Below are 24,192 nucleotides of genomic sequence, written 5' to 3'. Positions count from 1 at the left end.
GTTACTCACCGGCGGTACGATAAGCCGGAAAGCACCAGAGGTCATTGAAATGAAAACCTGCCTTATCGTCGACGATTCGCGCGTTATCCGCAAAGTCTCGCGCCACATCCTCGAAACGCTCGATTTCAAGGTCGAGGAAGCCGAGAACGGTCAGGAAGGCCTCGACCGGTGCAAGGAAACCATGCCGGACGTCGTGCTACTCGACTGGAACATGCCGGTCATGACGGGGATCGAGTTCATCACCCAGCTGCGCAAGCGTGAAGGCGGTGACAAGCCCAAGGTCGTTTTCTGCACCACGGAGAACGACGTCGCGCATATCCGCGAAGCGATCAGCGCCGGTGCCGACGAATACGTCATGAAGCCGTTCGATCACGAGACCCTGCAGATCAAGCTCCAGCTTGTCGGCATGGCTTGAGGAGGCGTGACATGGGCGCGCTCCTCCGTTCCGAAGACCTAGAGGCGGGCAAGACCCGCAAGCCCTGCGCCGATCCGGTGCGGGTGATGATCGTCGACGATTCCCTGACCGTGCGCACGGTGTTCTCGCGCATGATCAAGCAGGAAACCGACATGCGCATCGTGGCCACGGCCACCACGGCGGAAGGCGCGCTTGCCGAACTCGCCGTGGCCAAGCCGCACGTCATGATGCTCGACCTGGAAATGCCAGGCATGGGCGGCCTTGAAGCGCTGCCCAAGATCATGGCTGCGGCGCCCGACACCAAGGTGCTGGTGATTTCGTCGCTGACTGCCGATGGCGCGGAGGCGACGGTCAAGGCGCTCTCGCTGGGAGCAGCCGATACGATGCTGAAGCCCCGTCCGGGCGGCTTCAACGAGGATTACAAGGCGAACCTGCTGGGCAAGATCCGCGCGCTCAAGGGCATCAAGCCTGAAGAGAAAGCCAAGGTCGTCCCCGCCACGCCTGTCAAACGACGCGCCGCCAAGGCGCCGCAGGTGGTCGCCATCGGCGCCTCGACAGGCGGCATTCACGCGCTGAACCTGTTCCTGCGCCAGGTGCCGAAAAATTTCGATCTTCCGATCCTGATCACCCAGCATCTGCCGGCCAGCTTCATTCCGGTGTTCGCCAAGCAGATGGAAATGGCCGCAGGCCGCGAGGCCGTGCTGGCGGACGAGGGTGTCGAGATTGAACGTGGCAAGATCTACATCGCGCCGGGCCACGGCCACATGGTCGTGCGCAAGACCGCCGGCCGCCTTGTGACCGCCCTCGCCTATCATCCGGTCAAGAGCGGCTGCACGCCGTCGGTCGATCCGATGTTCGAAACGCTTGCCGAAGCCTGCGACGGCCATGTCGCCGGGGTCCTCTTGAGCGGCATGGGCCGCGACGGCACCGATGGCGCGCACTCGATCGTTTCGGCAGGCGGCAGCATCTACGCCCAGGACGCCGACACCTGCGCCGTGTGGGGTATGCCGCGCGCCGTGACCGAGCTGGGCCTGGCGACCGCCGTCCTTCCGCCCGCCGAACTGGCGGACAAACTCCTCGCCGGAGCAGGAGCGGCCGCATGGCAGTAGAAGACGCTTCGCACCGCATTATCGGTGAGTTGCTTGCGCAGCGTACAGGACAGCAATTGACGGAAGGGCGCCGCTGGCGAATTTCGAGCGCCCTGTCCGGCCTCTTCCGCGAATTCGGTATCGAGAACGTCGACCAGCTTGCCTGTATGCTTGAGCGTCCGGGCGAACACCGCCTCGCCACTCGCGTTGTAGAAGCGCTGCTCAACAACGAGACCTATTTCTTCCGCGACCACGCCTATTTCAACATTCTGTCGAACCACGTCCTGCCCGACCTCGCACGCAAGCGCGAGGCGACCAAGCGGCTGACGATCTGGTCGGCTGGCTGTTCAACCGGGCAGGAAGCGCTGAGCCTGGCGATGATCTTCGCCGAGCAGCCGGGGCGCTGGCAGGGCTGGACGATCGAGATTCTCGGCACCGACGTGTCGAGCAAGGCGATCGAGACCGCCCGCAGCGGCCTCTACACGCAATTCGAAATCCAGCGCGGCATCAGTGTCGCGCAGATGCTGAACTTCTTCGCGGAGACCAAGGGAAACTGGCAGGCCTCGGACAAGATCCGGTCGATGACGCGCTTCCAGCAGCACAACATCCTCGAATTCCCGCCCTCCCCGGGCCGTTTCGACCTCGTGATGTGCCGCAATGTCCTGTTGTATTTCGACCCGAAGACGCGAGCAGCCGCTTTCGATCGTCTAGCAAGCGGCATTGCGCACGACGGCTGGTTGATGCTGGGCGCGGGCGAGACCGTGGTCGGCCAGACCGACAAGTTTGCTCCCGCTTCGTGCGGTTCGTCGCTTTACACACCGGTTGCCAGCGATGCGGCAAAGGCCAGACCGCGCCTTCGGGCGGCCGCGTCCTGACCCGCAGCGAAACTTACCGAACAGGGTAAACCGAACGTTTACGCTTCCTTAGCGAATGCGCCGTAATCCCGGATCTTGGGTAGCAGATAGGGGCGTTAGTCAGGGGATGAACGTGGGATCGTACACGTCAAAGGAAAGCGGCAACACGCAGACCATGATCTTTGGTCCGATTGCCGCGCTTGGCACGATTTTCGTGGCCACCTGGCTCGCCGCCGTGCTCAACCGCTATCTGGCCTTTGCTTCGCCCTACACGGTGCTTGGCATTGGCACTCTCGTCTTCACCAGCGCCACGGCCATCTGCGCCTGGCTTGGCGTGCGTCACTTGCGCTATGTCGACAAGCTGTCCCGCAGCGACAGTCTCACGCAACTGCCGAACCGGCGTGCGCTCCACACCGACATCCAGCAAGAATACAAGCAGGGGCACGAAGTCGCCCTCGCCATGATCGATCTCGACGGCTTCAAGCTGATCAACGACCATTACGGTCACTTCGTCGGCGACGCCGCCATTCGCGAGTGCGCGGAAATCTTCAAGCAGGTGAGTGACGGCGAAGCCAAGGTCTACCGCCTGGGCGGCGATGAATACGCCATGATGATTGGCGGGCCGGTTGCCGGCACGCTGCTCGAAGGTCTCAGCCGCCGCGTCATCGAACGCCTCGCCAAGCCGGTCCACGTCGAAGATCGTCGCCTGACCCTTGGCGCCAGCATCGGCCTCTCGCGCCGCACGCCGCAGGACGAGGTGACCTCGTCCGAACTGCTGCGGCAGGCCGATATCGCCATGTATGCGTCGAAGCGCGGCGGCAAGATGCGCTGCACCTGGTTCAACCCGGCCTTCGATCGCAGCCGCGAGCAGATCAAGGAAATGGACGACGAGCTGCGCAACGCGCTCGCCAACAACGAATTCCGGCTCAACTACCAGCCGCTGGTCGACAGCACATCGCGCATGGTGGTGGCGGTCGAGTGCCTGATGCGCTGGGAACGCCCCGACGGCAAGCGCGTGGGCCCGAACATCTTCATCCCGGTTGCCGAGGAAAGCGGCCTGATCAACTCGATCGGCCTGTGGGTCCTGCGCCAGGCCTGCTGCGATGCACTCGACTGGGACGACATCACGTTGTCGGTCAACATTTCGGCCGCGCAGCTGCGCAACCCGGAATTCCCGATCCAGCTCGGTCACATTCTTGAGGAGACGGGCTTCGATCCCGAACGCCTCGAGCTCGAAATCACCGAGACCTGCCTGGTGCTCGATCCGGTGGTTGCAGAGCGCAGCCTGGCGGTCATCCGCGGCTTCGGCGTCAAGATATCGCTCGACGATTTCGGCACGGGTTACGCCTCGATCGGCTTCCTGCGCCAGTTCCGCTTCGAGAAGCTCAAGCTGGATCGCAGCCTGGTCGTCCAGGCAAGCGAAGACGATGGCAGCCGCGCCATGATGCTCTCCAGCATCACCGTGGCACGGGCCATGAAGATGGGCGTCACCGCCGAGGGCGTCGAAACCGAAGAACAGGCCGACATGGTCCGCGCCGCAGGCTGCGACCAGATCCAGGGCTGGCTCTATTTCAAGGCGATGCCGGCCGAGGAAATCGCCCAGCATCTTGGCAAGCCCGTTGGCCTGCCGCTCGATATCAAGGACGAGGACAACAAGGTCGCATGAGCGCACTGCAAGACATGGTCAACGGCATGGTTGCCGAGCACGAGGCCGCGCCCGGAGACATTCGCCGCGAGGTTGAAACCGTATCGCAGTTCGACGGTATCGTCGAACAGCCCGAGGACGTTTCCGACGACTACGAAGCGCCCAAGGGCGTCAAGGGCTGGCTGTACAACAAGTCCGTCGGGGAGAAGCTGCGCGCAATCTCCATGGGCAATATCGCCGTCGTATTGCTGTGCCTGATCGCCACCTGTGCCGGGGGCTACTTTGCGCTGGAAGCGCGTGCGGAGCGCATGGCCATTCAGAGCGCAGCGCTTGCAGCCGAACGCATGATCGCCGATGTCGATCAGGGGCGCCTGTTCGTGCAGCGCTACACGGTCAGCCGCGACAAGAACGACCTCAGTTCGGCGGCCGCATCGTTCGACGAAACCGACCGCGACCTTTCGCGCTTCAAGACGCACGCCGCAGACGTCGCGCCTAGCGTGCTGCCGCAGCTCGACGAACTCGATTCCATGCTCGCCAAGATCCGTACCCGCGTCACCGCGGCTCAACGTTCGGGCGGCTCGCAGGACCAATGGCAGGAATTCTCCGACAGCGTCTATTTCGAGGGCGAGGAATTCGTCGACGAGGCGATTGCTGCTCGCGAGGAAATCGAGCGCATCGGGGCAGAATCGGACGCCGCATCGCAGACGATGGTCATGTGGCTGTTCGTCTCGTTCTTCACGGTCGCGCTCCTCGGCATCACGATTGCCTGGATGAGTTCGCGCTACCTTGGCCGCGATGTGTCGTACACGCTCGGCCGCATGACCGACGTTGCCACCCGCCTCGCAAAGGGCGAGAAAGACATGCATATTCCTGCCACGGGCCGTCCTGACGAGATCGGCGACCTCGCCCGCGCGCTCGAAGTCTTCCTTCAGGCCGCCTGGCAGTACGAGAAAATGGCGCAAGAACGCGAAGCTCTGCGCAAGGAACGCGGCAAGGACATGGTCCGCCTCGCCCAGCAGTTCGAAAGCACTGTAGGCGACGTCGTGAACGGTGTGGCCTCGGCCTCCGCCCAGCTTCAGAGCACGGCCAGCGCCATGGCGTCTGCCGCCGAACAGGGCACCGCCCAGACCGAAATCGTAACCGCATCGATGGAAGCCGCATCCGGGGGCGCTACGGCCGCAGCCGCCGCCTCGGACGAGTTTGCCATGTCGATCGGCGAAATCAGCCGCCAGGCCTCGCACTCCGCAGAACTCGCCCGCAAGGCGACCGATGCGGCCGCCGGCGCCGACGAGACCATCTCGGCCCTCTCCTCCTCGGCTGACCAGGTCGGTCAGATCGTGGAACTGATCCAATCGATTGCCAAACGCACCAACCTGCTCGCACTCAACGCCTCGATCGAAGCGGCTCGCGGCGGCGAAGCGGGCCGCGGCTTTGCCGTGGTTGCCAGCGAGGTGAAGGAGCTGGCTGCTCAGACCAGCCGCGCTACCGAAGAGGTCGCCGAACAGATCCGCACCATGCAGAATTCGACCGGTGCGAGCGTGGGCGCGCTGCGCTCCATCGCCAGCCAGATCAAGGAGCTGGAGAGCACCGCCATCTCGATCGCCAGCGCGGTCGACCAGCAATCGGTCGCAGGCCAGGATCTTGCCCGCAGCATCGATCTGGCCGCGCGTTCGACCGACGAGGTCTCGTCCAACATCGCGCAGGTTCGCGAAACCAGCCTTGCGACGGGCGCTGCTGCCAGCCAGGTTTTGAATTCGTCGACCGAGCTTGAATCGCAGGCCACCACGCTGAAGGCCCAGGTCGCACAATTCCTGCAGCACGTGCGCGCAGCTTAACGCGATATCAAGCAATTACCTCTTAGGGTTGATGCAACCTTAAGGGGGATTCTTGGGGATGAACGCATACAATTCCAACATGGCCGACGAGCTGGTCAAGGAAATCGCCGACGTCAACGTGGGCTACACTGAAGCAGAACACGAGGGCTCAGGCCTGTCCCGCTGGTTCATGCAGAAGACCCTGGCGGAAAAGGCCAAGCTTGCATCGCTCATTTCGCTGGGCGGAATGGCGTTGATTTGCGGCTTCGCAATTGCCGGGCTGAGCTATCCTGACTTCGCATCGACCGCGCGAACCGTTGTCGTCGTCATCGGAGCCATTTCTCTTGTGGGCGGTCTTGCCAGCCTCAAGTTCATTCTCGACCAGGTCATCGATCCGTTTCTGCGTGTTTCGAGCGCAATGGCCAATCTCGCCGCCGGCGGTCGCGACATCGAAGTATCCGGCGTCGACCGTCCCGACGAGATCGGCGATCTTGCCCGTTCGCTCGAGGTGTTCCTCAAGTCCGGTCACAAGCTCGACGAGCTGTTTGCCGGCCGAAAGGAAGCTGCCGAGCAGCGCAAGGCCGAACTGATGCGCATGGCCAGCGAATTCGAGAACGGGATCGGCGATGTGGTCAGCGGTGTTGCCGCTGCAGCAAGCCAGCTGAACGCCACCGCTTCGGGCATGGCATCGACCGCCGAACAGGCCTCGAGCCAGTCGGAGCTCGTCAGCGCCTCGATGGAACAGGCAAACAGCGGTGCGACCGCTGCGGCCGCGGCTTCGGACGAGTTTGCCATGTCGATCGGCGAAATCAGCCGCCAGGCCTCGCACTCCGCAGAACTCGCCCGCAAGGCGACCGATGCGGCGAGCGGCGCGGACGAAACCATTTCAGCCCTCTCCTCTTCGGCCGAGCAGGTCGGTCAGATCGTCGAGCTAATCCAGTCGATCGCCCAGCGCACCAACCTGCTGGCGCTCAACGCCTCGATCGAAGCCGCGCGCGGCGGCGAGGCAGGACGCGGCTTTGCCGTGGTTGCCAGCGAGGTGAAGGAACTGGCCGCACAGACCAGCCGCGCCACCGAAGAGGTCGCCGAGCAGATCCGCACGATGCAGGATTCGACCGGCGCCAGCGTGGGCGCGCTGCGCTCCATCGCCAGCCAGATCAAGGAGCTGGAGAGCACCGCCATCTCGATCGCGAGCGCGGTCGACCAGCAATCGGTCGCAGGCCAGGATCTTGCCCGCAGCATCGATCTGGCCGCGCGTTCGACCGACGAGGTTTCCTCGCACATTGCCGAAGTTCGCGAGACCAGCCTCGCAACCGGGGCGGCCGCCAGCCAGGTGCTGAATTCGGCCACCGAACTCGAAGGTCAGGCAGGCGCTCTCAAGAGCCGCGTAGACGCTTTCCTGAACCACATTCGCGCAGCCTGACCGCGGCTGGACAGGTGCGCATGAATGGGCGGCCCGGGTTGATCCCGCGCCGCCCTTTTTTCGCGCCTATTCCCACCAATAGGGGCGGCGCTGTTCGCTCCCGGTGGTAACCTCGTTCATGGTCCGCGCGTCATAGAGACGGCCACCCAGCATGACGCTGTCGATCTTGTCCGAATTGCGGATGTTCTCGCTGGGATCCTCGTTGAGGACGACAAGGTCGGCCAGCTTGCCAACCTCGAGGCTGCCGATGTCGCGGTCCATGCCCAGCGAGCGCGCCGGCTCGATGGTCCCGGCCCGCAGCGCCTCGACAGCGCTCATGCCGCCGCGCGCGAAGCTCCACAGCTCCCAATGGGCGGCGACACCGGCCTGCTGGCCGTGCGCGCCGATGCTGACCTTGACCCCGCGCTGCGCGAGCTTGCGCGCTTCCCGCGCGGCTTCGTCGTCGACAAAGGCCCAGTCGGGTGCGGTGACGCGGCGCGCGGTCTGCGCCGTAAGCAGGCGCGGCGGCGTGTGCACCATGAGCGGGTTATCGAAGACGTTGGTCGCCTGGCGCCAGTAGGGGTCGGCAGCAAGCCCGCCATAGGTCACCACCAGGGTCGGGGTGTAGTTGGACTGCGAACCGGCCCAGAACTGCAGGACGTCCTCGTAGAAGACCTCACCGGGCACGTTGTGTTCGATGGTCGAATTGCCGTCGGCGATCAGGTTCATGTCCATGCCGAACAGCGACCCGCCCTCGGCAACTACCAGCATGTTCTCGGCGCGCGCGGCAGCGACAACCTGTTGGCGCTGGTCGCGCCGGGGCTGGTTGTAGTTCTTGATCGAAATACCACCCTGCGCCTTGATCCGCTGGATATGCGCCAGCGCGTCCTCATAGCTGTCGATCCGGGCATAAACGCTCGGCGCCTTGGCGCCGTAGACGATCTCGGCGGTCGAGAAGATGCGCGGGGCGAGCAAAGTGCCCGCCCGCTGGCGTTCGGCTGCGGCAAAGATCATGCTGGCGCGCGAAGACGGATCGTGGATCGTCGTCGTGCCCATGGCGAGGTTCTGGACCAGCGACCAGTTCTGCTGCGGGACAAGGTCGCCCGTGCCCTGCGGCCCGTGCGCATGCGCGTCGACGAGGCCCGGCATGATGGTCTTGCCAGCCGCATCGATCACCGTCGCGCCCTGCGGCACCTGCACCGAGGCTGCGGGGCCCACGGCGGCAATCCGGTCGCCCGTGATCACGATGGTCCCGTTCTCGATCACGCCGGCGCCGTCATCCGCCATGGTGAGGATCTTCGCGCCGGTGATGGCCACGGTGCCGCTCGGCTTGGCGGCCGCCACCGTCCGCTCGAGCGAGGTGCCGCTGGTCGGCGGCACGAAGGCGGGCGCATCCTTGTCCTTTGGCGCATTGGCGAACATCGAGGCGATGCTCGCGCGGTAGAGCACCGGCCCCATGGTCCAGGTCAGCGTGTCGCCGCCCTGGGCCCAGCCGATGTAGTCCGCCCCGCCCTTCGAGGCGCGCACGACCGGCAGCGAGCTGGCCTTTTCGCCCACCGTCACCGCTTGCCCGCCGGGCATCAGCGGCGTTGCGAAGACTTCGTAGTTCTCGCGGAATGCGACGAAATCGCCGCGCGGGCTTACATGGTACTGCGTTGCCAGGTCGCCCTGCGCGTGTACCTGCCGCGCGCCGCCATCGAGATCGGCGGAGAGCAGCTGGAGCTTGCCGTCCTTGCGACCGAGCATGAACACCCGGTCGCTGTCCGCCCCGAACTGCGGATCGGAGGTATCGCGCGCCACAAGCTGGGCCGAACCACCCGCCGCGCTCACACGATACACGCCTTCGTTCTCGGAGAATTCGGGCGAGGTCAGGTAGCCCCCGCCGCGCTTCTCGAACACGATCGTGCTGCCGTCGGGCGAGAATTTCGGCAGGGCGTAATGGCCGCGCATCCGCGTCACTGCACGCGCGCCAGAGCCGTTGGAACCGGCCACCATGATCTGGCCCAGGCCCTCATCTGTCCAGCGCACATAGGTGAGGCGGCGGCCGTCGCGCGACCAGGACGGCCACAGTTCGAGCGCGTCGCTGCCATCCGACGTCAGGCGGCGCGCCGTGCCCCCGGCGACCGGCTTGGTGTAAAGCTTGCCGAGGCTTTCGAACACGACCGTACGCCCATCGGGCGATACGCTGGCAAAGCGCGGGATTTTGGCCGTGAAACTATCGGGCGAGACCGGGATGACCGGGTGCGGTGCGTCGGCCACGCCGCGCGTGTCGTTGATTGAAAACGGGATGTCGGTCGCGCCGCTGCCATCGGCCGCCACGCGTTTGAGCTTGCCGCCGGCCCACAGGACGATGGCCTCGCCGCCGGGAACCCAGTCCATCAGCGGGTAGAAGCCATAGACCGCCCAGGTCTCCTGCATATCCATGTCGAGATCGCCGTAGATCATGCGCTGCTCGCCCGTGGCGAGGTCCTTGACCCACAGTTCGGTCTCGTCCTTGTCGCGGCGGATGAAGGCGAGGCTGCGGCCATCGGGCGACGGCTGCGGGCGCACCGCGCCGCCGAAGCCGCTGACCGCGGTGGTCACTTCGCCGGTGCCGAGCTCGTAACGCTCGATCGCGAAGGTCCCTTGCGTCGAATCCTGCGCGTATTCGAAGATCGGACCCGGCGTGACGTTGCGCGAGTAATAGACCGCCTCGCCATCGGGCGAATAGACCGGCTCGCCCAGCTCCTTCTGGAGCGCCTCGTTGGCGCGCGCGACCAGCTTGACGCCGCCTCCGCCCGAAACGTGGTAGAGCCAGATTTCGCCCGTGCCGAGCGAACGCTGGGTCGTGAAATGCTTCTTGGCGACGATGTAATTGCCGTCGGGCGACCAGCTCGGCTGGTTGAGCAGGCGGAAGGCTTCCTTGGTCAGCTGGCGCTTGTCCGAGCCGTCGGCGTTCATGATCCAGATGTTGTCGCCGCCGCCCCGATCGCTCGTGAATGCGATACGGCGGCCATCGGGCGAGAAGCGCGGCTGCACTTCCCACGCCAGGCCTTCGGCAATGCGGGTCGGCGTGCCGCCGGTGATCGGCATGGTGTAGATATCGCCCAGCAGCGAAAAGGCGAGCGTGCGGCCATCGGGCGAGACATCCACGTCCATCCACGTGCCTTCGCTGGTGCGGATGGGCACCTGGCGGATCGTTGCCCCGCGCGGCGCGGTGACGTCCCACTTTTCATCCGAGGCGGCCGTAGCCGACGCGTTCGCCGTCGCAGGCGCGGCGGAAACCGCCATGCCGGAGCCTTCGGCAGGGCCTTCTTCTGCCGAAGAGCTGACTTCCTGCTCCTCGACCGGGTTGGGGCTTTCGTCGGCATCCTGCGCATGAGCAGCAGACGACGCGAGGAGGACGGCGAGCACGGAGGTTACACTGGTTTTCATCACTCTCTCCGGATGGGAAACTGGGGGGCGGTCAGCGCACGCTTGCGCGTTCGACCAGATGGACGGCGACGCGGCGATCGGGCCGCTCGTCCTCGCTGGACAGCGCGGTGTCGACGAGCAAGAGGCCAGCCTGCGCGAAATCGGGTTCGACCGTGGTCAGCGGCGGCGCGCTGAATTCGCCCGAGCCGAGACCGTCGAAACCGATGACGCCCACATCGCCAGGCACTGCAATGCCGCGCGCGGCCAGCTCCTCGAGCGCGCCGAGGGCCATCGCGTCGCAGGCAAAGAAAAGTCCGTCGAATTTCGCGCCGCCATCGACTAGCTTGGCGATCGCGTTGCGCCCCTGCGAGACGCGGTCCTCGCCTTCGCTTACGATGGCATCACCCGGCGTGAGCCCGGCGGCCTCCATCGCGCTCCGGTATCCGTCGTAGCGCTCGCGGAACTGGCGCTGGGAAGACGTAGTATCGCCGACGAACTCGATCGCCTTGGCGCCGCTCTGCGAGAGCCGTTCCACCGCCAGGCGGCCGCCTTCGCGGTTGTCGGAACGCACCCATACGCTCTCGTCGAAAGGCGAGCCCCAGAAGGCCATCTTGCCCGATTCCTCGGCGCATTTGCGGAAGTATTCCCAGGCGGCTTCGTTGGTCGCGGTGCCGATCACGACCACGCCATCGGCCTGTCGGCGGGCGACATAGTGCCCGAAGAACTCGTCGGGCTTCGCCTGGAATGAGACCAGGGCTTCGTATCCCCGTTCTGCCGCGGCGGCGCAGGTGCTTCCAAGCAGGCTGTAGTAGAACGGGTTGATCGCCGCCGGTCCCTGCCCCTCGCGCCCGATCACCACGATCGCGATAGTCCCGGTTTCGCCGCGCCTCAGGCCGGCCGCGCGGGCGTTGACGTGGTAGCCCAGCTCCTCGGCGGCCAGTTCGACCCGGCGGCGGGTCGCTTCGGTAATGGTTTCGCTGCCCGACAGGGCGCGGCTGACCGTCGACTGGCTGACCCCGGCGCGTTCGGCCACATCGATCGAAGTGACCCGCCGCGGCGCGGGCTTATCACTGTTAGTCATTTGTTTCAGGCTCTCCCCTAGGGCTACGCTCCTAACGCAGGCCTTTCCCGAAAGCGAGAGGCAAGCCTTGCTTGCGTCACAGTGGCCTACGCCGCTATTAACTTAAGGCGCGAACCATCGAGGGCTGGAATTTGTCGGAAGAACACCGCCGTGAAACACGCCACATGGTCACGGTCGCGGGGCGTTATCGCCCGCGCCAGGGCGGATCGCGCGATGTCTGGATCAAGGACATCTCCGAATATGGCTGCCGATTCTTCGACAAGTTCTCGGTGCTGGACACCCACACCTCCATCCTTGTCCGGGTCGGCAATGTGGGCCCGATCCCTGCGGATGTGAAATGGCGCGAAGGTCATGTGGTCGGCGCCCAGTTCGAGCGACCGCTGCACCCCAGCGTGCTGGAACACATCATCCGCGAAATGGACCAGGGCGAGACTTGAGCCACCAGCCACCCGCCGCAAACCGGCGGCTAGCGCGCGGAATTGCCGCCTTCCTCGGCAGCGCAGCCATGCGCGTCGCAGTGCAAATTGCCACGCTCCCGATCCTGTTTGCCAGCTGGAGTCCGGAGCGCGTGGGGGGATGGCTGCTGCTGTTCGCCCTGCCCGCCTATTTTGCCGTCGTCGGCCAGGCCTTTGCCGGCGCGGGCGGCAATGTCGCGCTCGCTTCCGCGCAAGAGGGACGCTGGGAGAAAGCGCGCGATGCGCTGCGCGCATCCTGGCTCACATCCTCGGCGATCACCGCCACCCTTCTGGCCGCGGCGCTTGTGGCCGTGTTCGTATCGAAGGATGCGCTCTCCTCCTCTCTTGCGGTGGTGCCAGCCGATGAGCTCGTAGCGGCCGCAGCGTGGCTTGCGCTCTATGTCGCCGCCGTCGCGCAATCCGCCGTTGCCGGGATCACCTTCCGCGTCGGGCAGGCATACCCGCAATTCGTTCTTTCCAACGCGGCCGCCATGCTGCTGGAAGTCGTGGTGCTGGCCGTGTGTGTGCTGCTGTCGGACAGCTATGTCGTGCTGGCTGCCGGGCTCGCGCTGCTGCGGGTTGCGGTTGCGCTGGGCCAGTATGCCTACGGCCGAAGAGCAGCCCGCGACCTTTTCTCCGCCACGAAGGGGGATCGGCGCAAGGCTCTGCGCGAACTCATCAGGCCCACGCTTGCGTTCATGCTGCTGCCGGTCGTCTATGTCCTCAACCTGCAGGCCTACACCGTCCTTGTCGGCGCAGCCTACGGAGCCGCCGTCCTTGCCGCCTTCGTCGCCACCCGGACCATCGTGCGGCTGATCGACCTCGTAACCAACACCCTCTTCGGCATCCAGTTCTTCGAAGCGGGCTACCTCGGTGCGAACAAGCAGGCCGTGCAGCAACGCCAGCTGGCCACCATGACTCTGGCGACGCTTGCCCTCGCCATCGCGTTCAGCGTGTTCCTGCTCATCTTCGGCCCTCTCGTCCAAAGCGTCTTCACCGTCGGCAAGACCGCGTTTGCCTATGATCTGGCGCTGGTCCTGCTGGTATCGGGCACGATCCGGGCGCTGGCTGTCACGCCGCAAGCGCTGGTCTCGGCAGAGAACCGCCACGCCAGCTTTGTCGCCGTGTACTTTGCAGGCTCGATGGCCTGCCTGGTCATCGCCGCTGGCCTGGCTGCCGGCGGAGCCTCGCTGGCAATGATCCTCGCCCTGCTAATTCCTGCCGAGCTATGTCAGGCAATCCCGGCCTTTCGCAGCGCCCTGCAGCAGGTCGGGATGACCCCGAGCGGGTTCCTGCGTTCGCTCGTCTCACGCCAGCGCTTTGCGGATGTTGGCGAGCTTTGGCGCTTTCTGAAAGATCGCCCTTAGATCGAGCGCAGCACCAACTAGGTTGCGCCCTGCAACCGAGACTGGCGCAAAGGCCCAGTCTGCGTTAGGTTCGCCGTTCTTGGGAGAGTCAGATGAAAAACACGGCGACCGATTTTGATGTGATGATCGTGGGTGCGGGGATTTCCGGCATCGGCATGGCAGCGCACATGAAGGAGAAGGCGCCCGACCACAGCATGGTCATCGTCGACCGCCGCGACAACATCGGCGGCACCTGGGACCTGTTCCGCTATCCCGGCATCCGTTCGGACAGCGACATGCACACGCTGGGCTTCGACTTCGAGCCCTGGAAACACGAGAAATCGATCGCCGACGGCCCTTCGATCCTCGAATATCTCGAGCGCATCGCCGACGAGCGCGACATCCGCAAGCACATCCGTTTCGGCCACAAGGTCCTTGCAGCCGACTGGCGCGAAAACGAAGCGCGCTGGCATGTCACTCTCGAAACCACCGAGGGCGAGAAGAAGCACCTGACTGCCAACTGGCTCTACCTCGGCTCGGGCTATTACGATTATGACGAGCCTTATGATCCCGGTTTCGATTTCGGGGAGTTCGAAGGCCAGGTGATCCACCCGCAGTTCTGGCCCGAGGACCTCGATTACGCCGGCAAGAACGTGGTGGTGATCGGATCGGGCGCGACGGCGGTCACGATTGTCCCGTCGATGAGCGACAAGGCTGCCAAGGTCACGATGCTCCAGCGCACGCCGACCTGGATGTTCAGCCGCCCGGCCAAGGATGGCCTCGCCAATTTCCTGCGCAAGGTCCTTCCCGAAAAGCTCGCCTACCGGATCACCCGGTGGAAGAACATCACGCTGCAGGACTACGCCTTCAAGACCGCGCGCGACAAGCCGCAGAAGGTCAAGGATGGCCTCCACAAGCGCATCAAGAAGTCGATGGGCAAGGATTACGATCTGACGCCATTCACCCCGCCCTACAACCCGTGGGAACAGCGCCTGTGTCTGGTGCCAGACGATGATCTCTTCGAGGCGATGAAATCGGGCAAGGCCGAGGTCGTGACCGGCCATATCAAGGCCTTCGAAAAGGGCGGTGTCCGCCTGACCGACGACAGCTTCCTGCCCGCCGACATCGTGGTGACCGCGACTGGCCTCAAGCTGGCCGTCGCCGGCAAGATCGCGCTGTCGAAGGAAGGCCAGCCGATCGATCTGTCCAAGCACTTCTATTACAAGGGCTGCATGTTCTCGAACGTGCCGAACCTTGCGGTCGTGTTCGGCTATCTCAACGCCAGCTGGACGCTGCGCGCGGACATCAATTCCGACTACATCTGCCGCGTGCTGAACGAGAGCAAGGCCAAGGGTGTCGACGTGGCCGAGCCGGTGCTGACATCGGAAGCCGAAGCGGCGATTGAGGAAGATGACATCTTCGATTTCTCCTCGGGCTATATCCAGCGCGGCAAGCACATCATGCCGCGCAATTCGATCGCCTATCCCTGGCGGCTCAACCAGGAATATGTCGAGGACCGCAAGCGGATGAAGGACGATCCGGTGGAGGACGGCCTGCTCGAATTCCGCCGCCATGGCGCCAATTCGCGCGGGGCGGACGAACAGCTCGAAGCTGCGGAGTAGCATTCCGCAGCCGACCGCGTTACGCCAGAGCGCATGACCGAACGCATTTACACCGCAGGCCTTGTCGTGATCGGCGACGAGATCCTTTCCGGCCGCACGCATGACAAGAACATCGCCCAGGTGGCCAGCTGGCTGCAGGTGCAGGGCATCCGCCTGTCCGAAGTGCGGGTGGTGCCCGACGTGATCGAGCGGATTGTGGAGGCGGTGAACGCGCTGCGCGAAGGTTACGACTACCTCTTCACCACCGGCGGCATCGGCCCCACGCATGACGACATCACGGTCGACGCTGTGGCCGAGGCACTGGGCGTCGATGTGGTTATCCATCCCGATGCGAAGGCCATGCTGGAGCGGTATTACGCCAGCATCGGCAAGGAACTGACCGAGGCGCGCCTGCGCATGGCGCGCGTGCCCGACGGCGCCGAATTGATCCCCAACCGCATGTCCGGCGCGCCCGGCATAAAGCTCGGCAACATCCACCTGATGGCGGGCGTACCGCATATCACCTCCGGCATGCTCGATGCGCTCACCGGCACGCTCGAAGGCGGCGCGCCGCTGCTGTCGGAAACGGTCGGTTGCTGGACGCCCGAAAGCGAGGTCGCCGATATCCTGCGCCAGGTCGAACAGGCGCATGAGGGATGCCAGATCGGCAGCTATCCCTTCTTTCGCGAGGGGCGGGTCGGTGCCAATTTCGTGGTCCGTTCGACCAGCGAGGAGGAGCTGCGCAGCTGTGTCGACAGCCTGTGCGATGGGCTCGCCACGGCAGGCTTCGATTTCACCCCCGGCGGCATCTGATTGGCTGCCAGGGTAATCGCCCCATTAACCCTCCCGTGGTAGGGTAGCGCCCATGACGGCGGTCTATATCACCATCGACACCGAATACTCGGCGGGTCTTGCCGTGCGACTGGGTGCGCACGCGCGCCAGGAAGTGTTCGACCGCTCGGTCGCCTGCCGCACAACGGATGGCGATGTCGGGATCGAGCACCAGATGGCGGTGATGGATGCAAATGGTATCAAGGGCGTGTTCTTCGTCGACCCCATGCCCGCGCTGATCTGGGGCACAAAAGCCGTGGCCGCCGTAGTCGAACCCATCCTGAAGCGCGGACACGAGGTGCAGCTGCATCTCCACACCGAATGGCTCGAGATCGCGGGCGACGCCAACCCGCTGCGCGGCCGCACGGGCCGCAACCTCCACGATTTCAGCGAAGCCGAGCAGACCGAACTGCTCGAGCTCGCCCGCGAATACCTGATGGCCGCCGGCGCGCCGGCGCCGACGGCCTTCCGGGCAGGCAACTACGGCGCGAACGACGCAACGCTGCGGGCCCTCAAGCGCATCGGCATTCGCTACGACAGCAGCCATGTGCCCGGCATCGCTTCCTCCGATTGCCGTATCTCGCTGGGATCGAATGACCGCACGGTCGTTCGCCACCAGGGCACCATCGAAGTGCCGGTGGGATCGATCCGCAGCTTTCGCGGTCAGCGCCACGCGCAGATCACAGCCCTTTCGCATTGGGAGATGGCCGCAGCGCTGCGTTTCTGCGTCCGCGAGGGCGTCGAGATGCTCAACATCGTCAGCCACAGCTTCGAACTGATGAGCCGCGACCGCACCCGCATCAACTCGATCGTGCGCGATCGCTTCACGAGCTTTTGCGAAACGATTGCCGAGACGGCGGGGGCGCGGGGCGCGACATTTGCCAGCCGCCCACCGCAGATCGGTGACCGCACAGGAGCCGCTCAGATGCCGCACAGCGAGATCCGCAGCGCGGCGCGCATTGCCGAGCAGGCCCTATCCAACGCGCTATACGGGTCCTCGTGAGCCAGACGCAGCGCCACGCCATTCCCTTCACCATTGGCTCGCGGCGGATACTGACCGCCACGCGCACGGTGGCAACGCTCCCCTTTTCGCTGGAGGATATCCTGACCGAGCGCATGCCGCCGGTGCCTTCGCTGACGAATACCGACGGCCTGCGCGTGCTCTCGGCGCCAACTTATGCGGAGGACAGACTGCGCGAAGCCATGCCCGGCTTCGCCGTTGGCGCCTACGAGGCGTATGAGCGCAGCTACATCGATATGGCGGGCAGCTACGATGGGTACCTCGCCCGGTTCTCGGGCAAGACGCGTTCGACGCTGCGGCGCAAGCAGCGCAAGTTCGCCAAGGAGAATGGCGGCACGCTCGACATGCGGGCCTACCATTCACCGGAGGAGCTGGACACGTTCCTCAGCCTCGCCCATCCGCTTTCGCAGCGGACCTACCAGGCGCGCTTGCTCGATGCCGGCCTGCCCGAAGGCGACGACGCCATCGCGCACATGCGCGCGCTTGCAGCGCAGGATCGGGTGCGCGCTTTCCTTCTGTTTCTGACCGGGAAGCCAGTCGCCTATCTCTACCTTCCGGTGGTGGGCGACACGCTTGTCTACGCCTTCCTGGGCTATGATCCGGCGCAGGCCCAGCTCTCTCCAGGAACGGTCCTGCAGATGGCCGCGCTCGAGAGCCTGTTTGCCGAAGAACGGTTCCGCTTTTTCGATTTCACCGAGGGCCAGGGCGCGCACAAGGCGCTGTTCGGGACCGACAGCGTCGCCTGCGCCAGCTTCCTGATGCTGCGCCCTGGACTATCGAACCGCACTCTGCTGGCCGGGTTGGCGGCGTTCGATGGCGCGGTTTCGCGCGCCAAGAAGCTTATTGGCGCCACCGGTCTCGAAGCCAGCGTCAGGAAAATCCTGCGCCAATAGAAACGGGCCGGAGGTCTCCCCCCGGCCCGCTTCTTTTCTGCGTTACCGCCTTACGACTGCCTGAGTGCGCAACGCCCTCAAGCAACGAAGCGATCGGACAAACTCAGGCGCCTTCGACTTCGCCGAGGTCGACCTTGAGGCCCGGGCCCATCGACGAGGTCAGCGTGACCTTGCGGACATACTTGCCCTTGGCGCCCGAGGGCTTCGCCTTGACGATGGCGTCGGTCATGGCCTTGAAGTTGGCCTTGAGGTCCTCGTCCTTGAACGAGAGCTTGCCGATGCCCGAGTGGATGATGCCCATCTTCTCGACGCGGAATTCGACCTGGCCGCCCTTGGCGTCCTTAACGGCCTGTTCCACGTTCGGAGTCACGGTGCCCAGCTTCGGGTTCGGCATCAGGCCCTTGGGGCCGAGAACCTTACCGAGACGGCCGACGACGCCCATCATGTCCGGCGTGGCGATCACGCGGTCATAGTCGAGGTTGCCGTTCTGCATGTCTTCCATGAGGTCTTCCGCACCGACCTTGTCGGCGCCGGCGGCAAGAGCCTTCTCGGCGTTGTCGCCCTTGGCGAACACGGCGACCTTCACGTCCTTGCCGGTGCCGCTCGGGAGCGAAACCATGCCGCGGACCATCTGGTCGGCGTGGCGCGGGTCGACGCCGAGGTTCATCGCGACTTCGACGGTCTCGTCGAACTTCGCCTTGTGCTCGCGCAGCGTGGCGATGGCTTCATCGACGCTGTAGAGCTTCTCGCTGTCGAGCTTGGCGACGAGCTGCTGCTTCTTGGTCTGCTTCGGCATGTTCTTAGCCCTCCACCACGTCGAGGCCCATCGAACGCGCGCTGCCTTCGATGATCTTGGTAGCCTGTTCGATGTCGTTCGCGTTCAGGTCCTTCATCTTCGTCTCGGCGATTTCCGCCAGAGCCGAACGCTTGATGGTCCCGGCCGAAACCTTGCCCGGCTCCTTCGAGCCCGACTTGAGCTTGGCGGCCTTCTTGATGAGGAAGCTGGCCGGCGGGCTCTTGGTGGTGAAGCTGAACGAACGGTCTGCGTAGACGGTGATCGTGGTCGGGATCGGCATGCCCTTTTCGAGGCTGTCGGTCGCGGCGTTGAACGCCTTGCAGAATTCCATGATGTTCACGCCGCGCTGGCCCAGTGCGGGGCCGATCGGGGGCGAGGGGTTGGCGGTGCCGGCGGGCACCTGCAGCTTGATATAGCCGTCGATCTTCTTGGCCATGAATGGCCTCCTTTCTCACTGTCGCTCCGCCTGTTTCCAGCCGAAGCTCATGGTAAGCGGTCAAGCGGCCTGCCTCAGGCAGACCTCCCGCACGAGTTTCCCGAAGATGCCTTGGGAAGGCGCGCACATAGCGCTTTTCGCCCGGAATGCAAGCGATTCGCCCCCCTTTCGGGGGCACCGGGCCGCCCCACCAGTCGGGCGTAGTTGCCGCCTCGTCGATAGTTGCTCGCAGCGCCCCGGCGGGGTTCCTATGTTGCCAGAATGTTGAAGGGACTTTGCACAATCACCCTCGCAGCAGCGCTCTGCGCTGGCACGACCGCGTCAGCACGGCAGGCTGCGGATGAACCCATTGCAGGACGGATGGCCGACCTGCCGCCCGCCCAGATCGACCAGGAGCTGGCGATCGGGGGCGAAGAGATCGACGCGCGCAAGCTGCGCAGCCGCATGACGGTCGACGTCATGGTCAATGGCGAAGGTCCCTACAAGTTCGTGGTCGACAGCGGCGCCGACACCTCGGCCGTTGGCTCGGCGCTGGCCGGCAAGCTGGCCCTGCCCGATGGCGACCGGGTGCTGCTCCACGGCGTGACCGAAAGCAAGGTGGTCGACCGCGTGTGGGTCGACGAGCTCCAGCTCGGGCCCACCGTCACCACCAATCTCGAAGTGCCCGTGCTCGACGAACGCGATATGGGCGGTGACGGCATGATCGGCCTCGACGCGCTGGTGAACCAGAGGCTCATGCTGGACTTCGAAGACCGCGTCATCACGGTCGACGACGAACTGCGCGGCCGGGGGAACTCGGGCATGAGCGGCGACGGGATCATCGTGGTCACCGGCCGGCTCCAGCGCGGGCAGCTGATCCTCACCGAAGTGTCTGCCGGGCGCGAGAAGGTCGATGCGGTGGTCGATACCGGTTCGGAAGTCACGATCGGCAACATGGCGCTGCGCAACAAGCTGGTGCGCGGCCGGCGTGACGGCTTCCAGACGATCAAGGTCTACGGGGTCACCGGCGCGCCGATGGACATCGAATTCACCGTGATCCGCAATCTCAGGATCGGTTCGATCACCCTGCAAAACGTGCCCATTGCCTTTGCCGACATCCCGCCCTTCGCGGTCTTCGGGATCGACAAGAAGCCCTCGCTCCTGCTCGGCACCGACCTGATGGAAACCTTCCGCCGCGTGTCGCTCGATTTCGATGACCGCCGCGTGCGTTTCCAGCTGCGCAAGTGCCGCCATGCGGGGATTACCATGCGAACCTCGACCACCTCCTCGCGAATTCGGACGGACGACGAACGCGCCTGCGCGCGGTAGGCGCACTTTTTTGCGCCGCTTGTCCCATATGGGACATTCAGGGTCTCTGGAGACCTCACTAACGGACACGAACCTTTTCGAACCAAGGGATCGTGTTCATGAAAAACCAGATACTTATTGCGGCCGCCATCGCCGTGGCGGCTACGGGGATCGCCGCTTCGCCCGTGCAGGCCGGCCCCTTCGACAAGCTCAAACGCGCCGTCAAGAAGGTCGAGGAAGTCGCCGAGGACGTCGAAACCGTCGTCGAAGTGGCTGAGGAGACCGAGCGCACCGGTGGCCGCAACATCGTCGGCGCGGCCGCAGCCGTGACCGGCGGGCGCAACGCCGCAATCGCCACCGGGGTTGCTATGAGCGCGGCCAGCCGATCAGGCTGCGACGCCACCGGTGGGACGGGCCGCTGCACCGCCAAGCGCCCCGGCTATGCCGGCGTCGCTCCGACGCCTTCGGCCAAGTTCACATCGATGACCCAGTGCGCAGGCCTGCCGATCTCGAACGCCTTCGTCGGCAGGTTCGGCGACTACACTTTCCAGCAGGGTCTCTCGCAGGAAGAGCGCAGCGGCATTGTCGATCGCGAACCGGTCAGTGCCAGCCAGGGCTGCATCATGCCCTCAATGGCTTCGGGCGACGTGCTCTATCTTGAGGTGCCCGCCAAGCAGTGGGCCTCGATGAAGGGCGGCTGGAAGATGCAGTGCGTCGAAATGCGCACCGGCAAGAACGCCAACAGCGAAGCCTTCCCCCGCTGGAGCAACATCGCGGGCAAGGACATCATGCTGCACACGGGCAACTCGCTCGGCTACGAACCGACCGCCAGCGGCAGCAATTCGGACCGCTCGCGCGCCTGGGACAAGGATCTGGAGCGCCGCGGCAAGCACATGCTCGGCTTCAACATGCCCGATCTCCACAACGACAAGGGCACGGATTTCTACTGCCAGTACTACAACGCGGCCTCGGGCAAGAGCGTGGCAGCCTTTGCATACCGTCGCGGTGCCACCCGGCGCTGATCTACGACGGCGGCGCGGCCTGCACCCGTTCCTCTCCTGCGTCCCGTCGAGGTCAACGCAGGCCGCGCCACACCCATTTCACCAGGCGACCCGGGCGACCGGCCGGGGCCGGTCGCCTTCACCAGCTGCCCGGCATCGGCCATCATCCCCCTCACGGGTGTGTCCGAATGCAAGCAGCCAACTTGAATGCGGGGGCAGGCTTTCCTGCCCCCGCCTTTTTCGTGGAATTCCAAAGCACTTTCGCGTTAGCGCGGGTTTTTGCGAAGCAAGGCGACGGGGCGCATGGACAACGAAACTGACACCGCAATCCGCGACCGGTTGATCCGCGAGGCTTATGAGGTCGTCGCGCAGCCCGAACGGCTGTTCGATCTCCAGCTAAGGGTTGCGCAGGTCGCGGATGACGGCGGCGACGCGCCCGAGATGCTCGCACCCCATATCGAACAGGTCAGCGCGATTTTCGACAAGGTCCACTTCGCCGATGATGCCGACTTCGGCGGCGTCGCGCTGGGTCCCAGCGTGCATGGCGATGAGAACGGATACGATACCGTCTTCACGGTCGATGCGGCCTTGTGCGTGGTCGGCTCGCCCGCCCTTGCCGATCTTGCCGCAGGCCAGCCCCTGCCCGACTTCGCGACCGGACTCGAGCCCGACCGCCGCGCGCGCCTGAAGCGCTTTGCCGAGGGGCGCGACACACGACAATCGATGATCCTGCGCGTCCATCCGACGCCCGATGACACGCGCGGTGCGCCGATGATCGCCACGCTGCGCACCGAGGGCAGCGAGCGCAGGGTCGATTTCCGCAGGCTCAATCTGACCTGGGACGAGCAGGTTGCGCAGGAGTTCACACTCGGCATGGGGCTCAGCGCGGCGGAGAGCGAACTGATCCGCTATCTCGTCGAAGGGCGGAGCCTTGCCGATTTTGCAGGCGATCGGGAGCGATCCATCGGAACCGCGCGCAACCAGTTGAAGGCCGCCATGCGCAAGCTCGGCGTCGCCTCCCAAAGCGAACTCGTCGCGCTTTACGCAGGTTTCGCGCAGGCCTGGCGGCTGCGGCAGCTCGGTCCCGGTGGCGGGGTGCAGACCGAGATCGTGCAACATGCGGTCGCGCGGCTGGGTGACGGCAGCGAAATGGCCTTCGAGCGGTACGGCGTGCCCGGCGGCATTCCGGTGCTCATGCTGCACGGAGCGATCGAAGGGCCGTTCCTACCGCCCGACCTCGAACAGCGCGCGCGCGACGAAGGCTTCGATCTCGTCATTCCGTGGATGCCTTTCTACGCCCAGCGCAGCGCGTCGGACGACATCCTCGGCACCGTCGAGCGCTTCGCCGAGCGCGCACGGATGCTGCTCGATGCGCTGGGCATGAGCCGCTGCGTGATCCTGGCGACAAGCTTTTCCTCGGTCTACGGCCTCGCCGTGCGCGCGCTGCTGGGCGAACGTGTCACGGGCGTTGTCCTGACCGGCTCGCCCATACCCCTGCGCGATGGCCGCACCATCGCCACGCGCAATCCCTTGTGGCGCGCCCCGCTGATGCTCGCTCGCACGAGTCCGGTTTTCCTCGACATGCTGGTGCGCGCGGTCGTACGCCTATCGATGCGGGGTGAAACCTACCGCTATTTCGACCGGCTGCTCGAGAAAAGCCCGCTAGACCGCGAAACGCTGCGCCGGCCCGACGTGCAGGCGACCGTACGCCGCGCGTTCATGGCCCGCCCCGACCGCGCGGCGCGCGGAATGGCCATGGGGCTCTTGATGATCCTTCAGGACTGGTCGCGCTGGCTCGACGCGCCGGGCGCGCCGGTGCGCGTATTGGTGGGCGAGGAGGACACGATACACGACATCGCCGTCCAGCGCGAGTACTGCGCCGAACACGGGTTCGAAGCGGTCGGCCCGATAGCCGGGGCCGGCGCCTTCACGCTTTTCCAAAGGCCGGGCCTGGTGCTCGCGCATCTGCGCGAGCTGGCGCCGGTTACTTGACCAGTTCGACCTGTTCGAAGTCGAGTTCGACCGGCGTAGCGCGGCCGAAGATCGAAACCGAAACCTTGACCTTCTGCTTGTCGAAATCGAGTTCCTCGACGAGGCCGTTGAAGCTGGCGAAGGGGCCGTCGAGCACCTTGACCTGGTCGCCGATTTCGTAATCGACGCTGATTTCCTTCTTGGGCGCCGATTTGGCTTCCTCGACCCCGCCGAAATAGCGCGCGGCTTCCTTCTCGGAAATTGCCTGCGGCTTGTTGTTGTTGCCGAGGAATCCGGTCACCTTCGGGGTGTTCTTGACGAGGTGGTAGACATCGTCGGTCATGTTCAGCTTGGCGAGCACGTAGCCCGGCATGAACTTGCGTTCGACCTGGACCTTCTTGCCGCGCTTCACTTCGGTGACGGTTTCGGTCGGGACTTCGACCTCTTCGACGCCTTCCGAAAGACCAAGGCGTTCGGCCTCGGCGATGATCGAATCGCGGACCTTGTTCTCGAAGCCCGAATAGGCGTGGATGATGTACCAGCGTGCCATGTGCGTAAAACTACCCTGTCGAAATGCGGCTTAAGCGAGCGAAAGCAGCCAGCCCACAATGGCGCTGAACAGCGAATCGACCCCGAGGAAGAAGAGCGAAAGGATCACCGTGAGGATGAACACGAAGATCGCCGTGCGCACCGTTTCCTCGCGCGTCGGCCAAACGACCTTGCGCCCTTCGGTCTGCACCTGCCGGAGGAATTCCGCCGGGCTGGTCTTCTTCTCGTCTGCCATGGTCCACGTCTCTCGCGTAAAAATCGTGCCGCCTTCCGTCACGTCCCTTTCAGGTAGGGTCTCTCGCCGCCCCGGTTC

The 24,192-nt window shown here is 64.8% G+C and carries 21 protein-coding genes; 15 read left to right on the top strand and 6 right to left on the bottom strand.

Features of this window, described 5'->3' with window-relative positions; genetic code table 11:
• The first annotated feature begins 49 nt into the window (after window positions 1–49).
• The 6 genes from KUV82_RS03870 (at window position 50) to KUV82_RS03845 (ending at window position 7,239) form a co-directional block, all read left to right on the top strand.
• Window positions 50–415: a response regulator gene (locus KUV82_RS03870; protein ID WP_219955579.1), complete on the top strand. Its 366-nt coding sequence runs from the start codon at window positions 50–52 to the stop codon at window positions 413–415.
• Between the two features lie 11 nt (window positions 416–426).
• Complete coding sequence (cheB, locus tag KUV82_RS03865) at window positions 427–1,524, top strand: chemotaxis-specific protein-glutamate methyltransferase CheB (protein WP_258319840.1); 1,098 nt, start codon at window positions 427–429, stop codon at window positions 1,522–1,524.
• On the top strand, window positions 1,515–2,378 hold the full coding sequence (locus KUV82_RS03860; protein ID WP_219955578.1) for a CheR family methyltransferase: 864 nt from the start codon (window positions 1,515–1,517) through the stop codon (window positions 2,376–2,378). Before cheB ends, KUV82_RS03860 begins: the two co-directional genes overlap by 10 nt.
• A 106-nt stretch (window positions 2,379–2,484) precedes the next feature.
• Window positions 2,485–4,023 (top strand): putative bifunctional diguanylate cyclase/phosphodiesterase, encoded by a 1,539-nt coding sequence (locus KUV82_RS03855; protein ID WP_258319839.1) that lies wholly within the window; start codon window positions 2,485–2,487, stop codon window positions 4,021–4,023.
• The gene (locus tag KUV82_RS03850) at window positions 4,020–5,837 is read left to right on the top strand and encodes a methyl-accepting chemotaxis protein (protein ID WP_258319838.1); all 1,818 of its coding nucleotides are present in this window, start codon (window positions 4,020–4,022) and stop codon (window positions 5,835–5,837) included. Before KUV82_RS03855 ends, KUV82_RS03850 begins: the two co-directional genes overlap by 4 nt.
• 58 nt (window positions 5,838–5,895) lie before the next feature.
• On the top strand, window positions 5,896–7,239 hold the full coding sequence (locus KUV82_RS03845) for a methyl-accepting chemotaxis protein (RefSeq protein ID WP_219955577.1): 1,344 nt from the start codon (window positions 5,896–5,898) through the stop codon (window positions 7,237–7,239).
• 66 nt (window positions 7,240–7,305) lie between these two features.
• On the opposite strand, the gene KUV82_RS03840 is transcribed toward KUV82_RS03845, so the two are convergent.
• Together KUV82_RS03840 and KUV82_RS03835 are read right to left on the bottom strand one after the other, a co-directional pair.
• The gene (locus KUV82_RS03840; protein WP_219955576.1) at window positions 7,306–10,632 is read right to left on the bottom strand and encodes an amidohydrolase family protein; all 3,327 of its coding nucleotides are present in this window, start codon (window positions 10,630–10,632) and stop codon (window positions 7,306–7,308) included.
• A 31-nt stretch (window positions 10,633–10,663) separates the two neighbouring features.
• Complete coding sequence (locus KUV82_RS03835) at window positions 10,664–11,692, bottom strand: LacI family DNA-binding transcriptional regulator (RefSeq protein ID WP_219955575.1); 1,029 nt, start codon at window positions 11,690–11,692, stop codon at window positions 10,664–10,666.
• Between the two features lie 131 nt (window positions 11,693–11,823).
• Between KUV82_RS03835 and KUV82_RS03830 the strand changes: the two genes are divergently transcribed.
• From KUV82_RS03830 to KUV82_RS03805, 6 genes are all read left to right on the top strand, one after another.
• The gene (locus tag KUV82_RS03830; RefSeq protein ID WP_219955574.1) at window positions 11,824–12,129 is read left to right on the top strand and encodes a PilZ domain-containing protein; all 306 of its coding nucleotides are present in this window, start codon (window positions 11,824–11,826) and stop codon (window positions 12,127–12,129) included.
• Window positions 12,126–13,514 carry a hypothetical protein gene (locus KUV82_RS03825; protein WP_219955573.1) on the top strand — a complete coding sequence of 463 codons (1,389 nt, stop codon included), beginning with the start codon at window positions 12,126–12,128 and terminating at the stop codon, window positions 13,512–13,514. The genes KUV82_RS03830 and KUV82_RS03825 overlap by 4 nt, the downstream gene beginning before the upstream one ends.
• 92 nt (window positions 13,515–13,606) lie before the next feature.
• Window positions 13,607–15,115 carry a flavin-containing monooxygenase gene (locus KUV82_RS03820; protein WP_219955572.1) on the top strand — a complete coding sequence of 503 codons (1,509 nt, stop codon included), beginning with the start codon at window positions 13,607–13,609 and terminating at the stop codon, window positions 15,113–15,115.
• 33 nt (window positions 15,116–15,148) lie between these two features.
• Window positions 15,149–15,907, top strand: coding sequence for a competence/damage-inducible protein A (locus KUV82_RS03815; protein ID WP_219955571.1), 759 nt, complete (start codon window positions 15,149–15,151; stop codon window positions 15,905–15,907).
• A 52-nt stretch (window positions 15,908–15,959) separates the two neighbouring features.
• Window positions 15,960–16,928, top strand: a complete 969-nt coding sequence (locus KUV82_RS03810; RefSeq protein WP_219955570.1) for a hypothetical protein — start codon at window positions 15,960–15,962, stop codon at window positions 16,926–16,928.
• A complete protein-coding gene (locus KUV82_RS03805; RefSeq protein ID WP_219955569.1) occupies window positions 16,925–17,839 on the top strand; it encodes a GNAT family N-acetyltransferase in 915 nt (304 codons plus the stop codon). The genes KUV82_RS03810 and KUV82_RS03805 overlap by 4 nt, the downstream gene beginning before the upstream one ends.
• Window positions 17,840–17,942: 103 nt before the next feature.
• Here the strand turns inward: KUV82_RS03805 and rplA are convergent, their stop codons facing one another.
• Both rplA and rplK read right to left on the bottom strand, forming a co-directional pair.
• Window positions 17,943–18,635, bottom strand: coding sequence for a 50S ribosomal protein L1 (gene rplA / locus KUV82_RS03800; RefSeq protein ID WP_219955568.1), 693 nt, complete (start codon window positions 18,633–18,635; stop codon window positions 17,943–17,945).
• 4 nt (window positions 18,636–18,639) lie between these two features.
• A complete protein-coding gene (rplK, locus tag KUV82_RS03795; RefSeq protein ID WP_219955567.1) occupies window positions 18,640–19,071 on the bottom strand; it encodes a 50S ribosomal protein L11 in 432 nt (143 codons plus the stop codon).
• Window positions 19,072–19,431: 360 nt separating this feature from the next.
• Here rplK and KUV82_RS03790 point away from each other — a divergent pair, with 360 nt between their 5' ends.
• The 3 genes from KUV82_RS03790 to KUV82_RS03780 all read left to right on the top strand — a co-directional run bounded on the left by KUV82_RS03790 (window position 19,432) and on the right by KUV82_RS03780 (window position 23,351).
• Window positions 19,432–20,379 carry an aspartyl protease family protein gene (locus KUV82_RS03790; protein WP_219955566.1) on the top strand — a complete coding sequence of 316 codons (948 nt, stop codon included), beginning with the start codon at window positions 19,432–19,434 and terminating at the stop codon, window positions 20,377–20,379.
• Window positions 20,380–20,477: 98 nt separating this feature from the next.
• Window positions 20,478–21,380: a hypothetical protein gene (locus KUV82_RS03785; RefSeq protein WP_219955565.1), complete on the top strand. Its 903-nt coding sequence runs from the start codon at window positions 20,478–20,480 to the stop codon at window positions 21,378–21,380.
• Window positions 21,381–21,662: 282 nt separating this feature from the next.
• A complete protein-coding gene (locus KUV82_RS03780; RefSeq protein WP_219955564.1) occupies window positions 21,663–23,351 on the top strand; it encodes an alpha/beta hydrolase in 1,689 nt (562 codons plus the stop codon).
• Here KUV82_RS03780 and nusG read toward each other — a convergent pair.
• Together nusG and secE are read right to left on the bottom strand one after the other, a co-directional pair.
• Window positions 23,344–23,880, bottom strand: coding sequence for a transcription termination/antitermination protein NusG (nusG, locus tag KUV82_RS03775; protein WP_219955563.1), 537 nt, complete (start codon window positions 23,878–23,880; stop codon window positions 23,344–23,346). The two genes, KUV82_RS03780 and nusG, sit on opposite strands and share 8 nt — an antisense overlap.
• A gap of 30 nt (window positions 23,881–23,910) precedes the next feature.
• A complete protein-coding gene (secE, locus tag KUV82_RS03770) occupies window positions 23,911–24,114 on the bottom strand; it encodes a preprotein translocase subunit SecE (protein WP_219955562.1) in 204 nt (67 codons plus the stop codon).
• Between the last annotated feature and the right edge of the window lie 78 nt (window positions 24,115–24,192).

The sequence above is a fragment of the Qipengyuania flava genome (assembly GCF_019448255.1).
In the GTDB taxonomy this organism is placed as follows: Bacteria; Pseudomonadota; Alphaproteobacteria; order Sphingomonadales; family Sphingomonadaceae; genus Qipengyuania; species Qipengyuania flava_A.
This window is presented reverse-complemented; position numbering and strand designations above follow the sequence as displayed.

Excerpts from the sequence above, each read along its gene's own strand:
- KUV82_RS03870 (WP_219955579.1), top strand. The coding sequence starts at position 50 with ATGAAAACCTGCCTTATCGTCGACGATTCGCGCGTTATCCGCAAAGTC.
- cheB (WP_258319840.1), top strand. The coding sequence starts at position 427 with ATGGGCGCGCTCCTCCGTTCCGAAGACCTAGAGGCGGGCAAGACCCGC.
- KUV82_RS03860 (WP_219955578.1), top strand. The coding sequence starts at position 1,515 with ATGGCAGTAGAAGACGCTTCGCACCGCATTATCGGTGAGTTGCTTGCG.
- KUV82_RS03855 (WP_258319839.1), top strand. The coding sequence starts at position 2,485 with ATGAACGTGGGATCGTACACGTCAAAGGAAAGCGGCAACACGCAGACC.
- KUV82_RS03850 (WP_258319838.1), top strand. The coding sequence starts at position 4,020 with ATGAGCGCACTGCAAGACATGGTCAACGGCATGGTTGCCGAGCACGAG.
- KUV82_RS03845 (WP_219955577.1), top strand. The coding sequence starts at position 5,896 with ATGAACGCATACAATTCCAACATGGCCGACGAGCTGGTCAAGGAAATC.
- KUV82_RS03840 (WP_219955576.1), bottom strand. The coding sequence starts at position 10,632 with ATGAAAACCAGTGTAACCTCCGTGCTCGCCGTCCTCCTCGCGTCGTCT.
- KUV82_RS03835 (WP_219955575.1), bottom strand. The coding sequence starts at position 11,692 with ATGACTAACAGTGATAAGCCCGCGCCGCGGCGGGTCACTTCGATCGAT.
- KUV82_RS03820 (WP_219955572.1), top strand. The coding sequence starts at position 13,607 with ATGAAAAACACGGCGACCGATTTTGATGTGATGATCGTGGGTGCGGGG.
- KUV82_RS03815 (WP_219955571.1), top strand. The coding sequence starts at position 15,149 with ATGACCGAACGCATTTACACCGCAGGCCTTGTCGTGATCGGCGACGAG.
- KUV82_RS03810 (WP_219955570.1), top strand. The coding sequence starts at position 15,960 with ATGACGGCGGTCTATATCACCATCGACACCGAATACTCGGCGGGTCTT.
- rplA (WP_219955568.1), bottom strand. The coding sequence starts at position 18,635 with ATGCCGAAGCAGACCAAGAAGCAGCAGCTCGTCGCCAAGCTCGACAGC.
- rplK (WP_219955567.1), bottom strand. The coding sequence starts at position 19,071 with ATGGCCAAGAAGATCGACGGCTATATCAAGCTGCAGGTGCCCGCCGGC.
- KUV82_RS03790 (WP_219955566.1), top strand. The coding sequence starts at position 19,432 with ATGGCCGACCTGCCGCCCGCCCAGATCGACCAGGAGCTGGCGATCGGG.
- KUV82_RS03785 (WP_219955565.1), top strand. The coding sequence starts at position 20,478 with ATGAAAAACCAGATACTTATTGCGGCCGCCATCGCCGTGGCGGCTACG.
- KUV82_RS03780 (WP_219955564.1), top strand. The coding sequence starts at position 21,663 with ATGGACAACGAAACTGACACCGCAATCCGCGACCGGTTGATCCGCGAG.
- nusG (WP_219955563.1), bottom strand. The coding sequence starts at position 23,880 with ATGGCACGCTGGTACATCATCCACGCCTATTCGGGCTTCGAGAACAAG.
- secE (WP_219955562.1), bottom strand. The coding sequence starts at position 24,114 with ATGGCAGACGAGAAGAAGACCAGCCCGGCGGAATTCCTCCGGCAGGTG.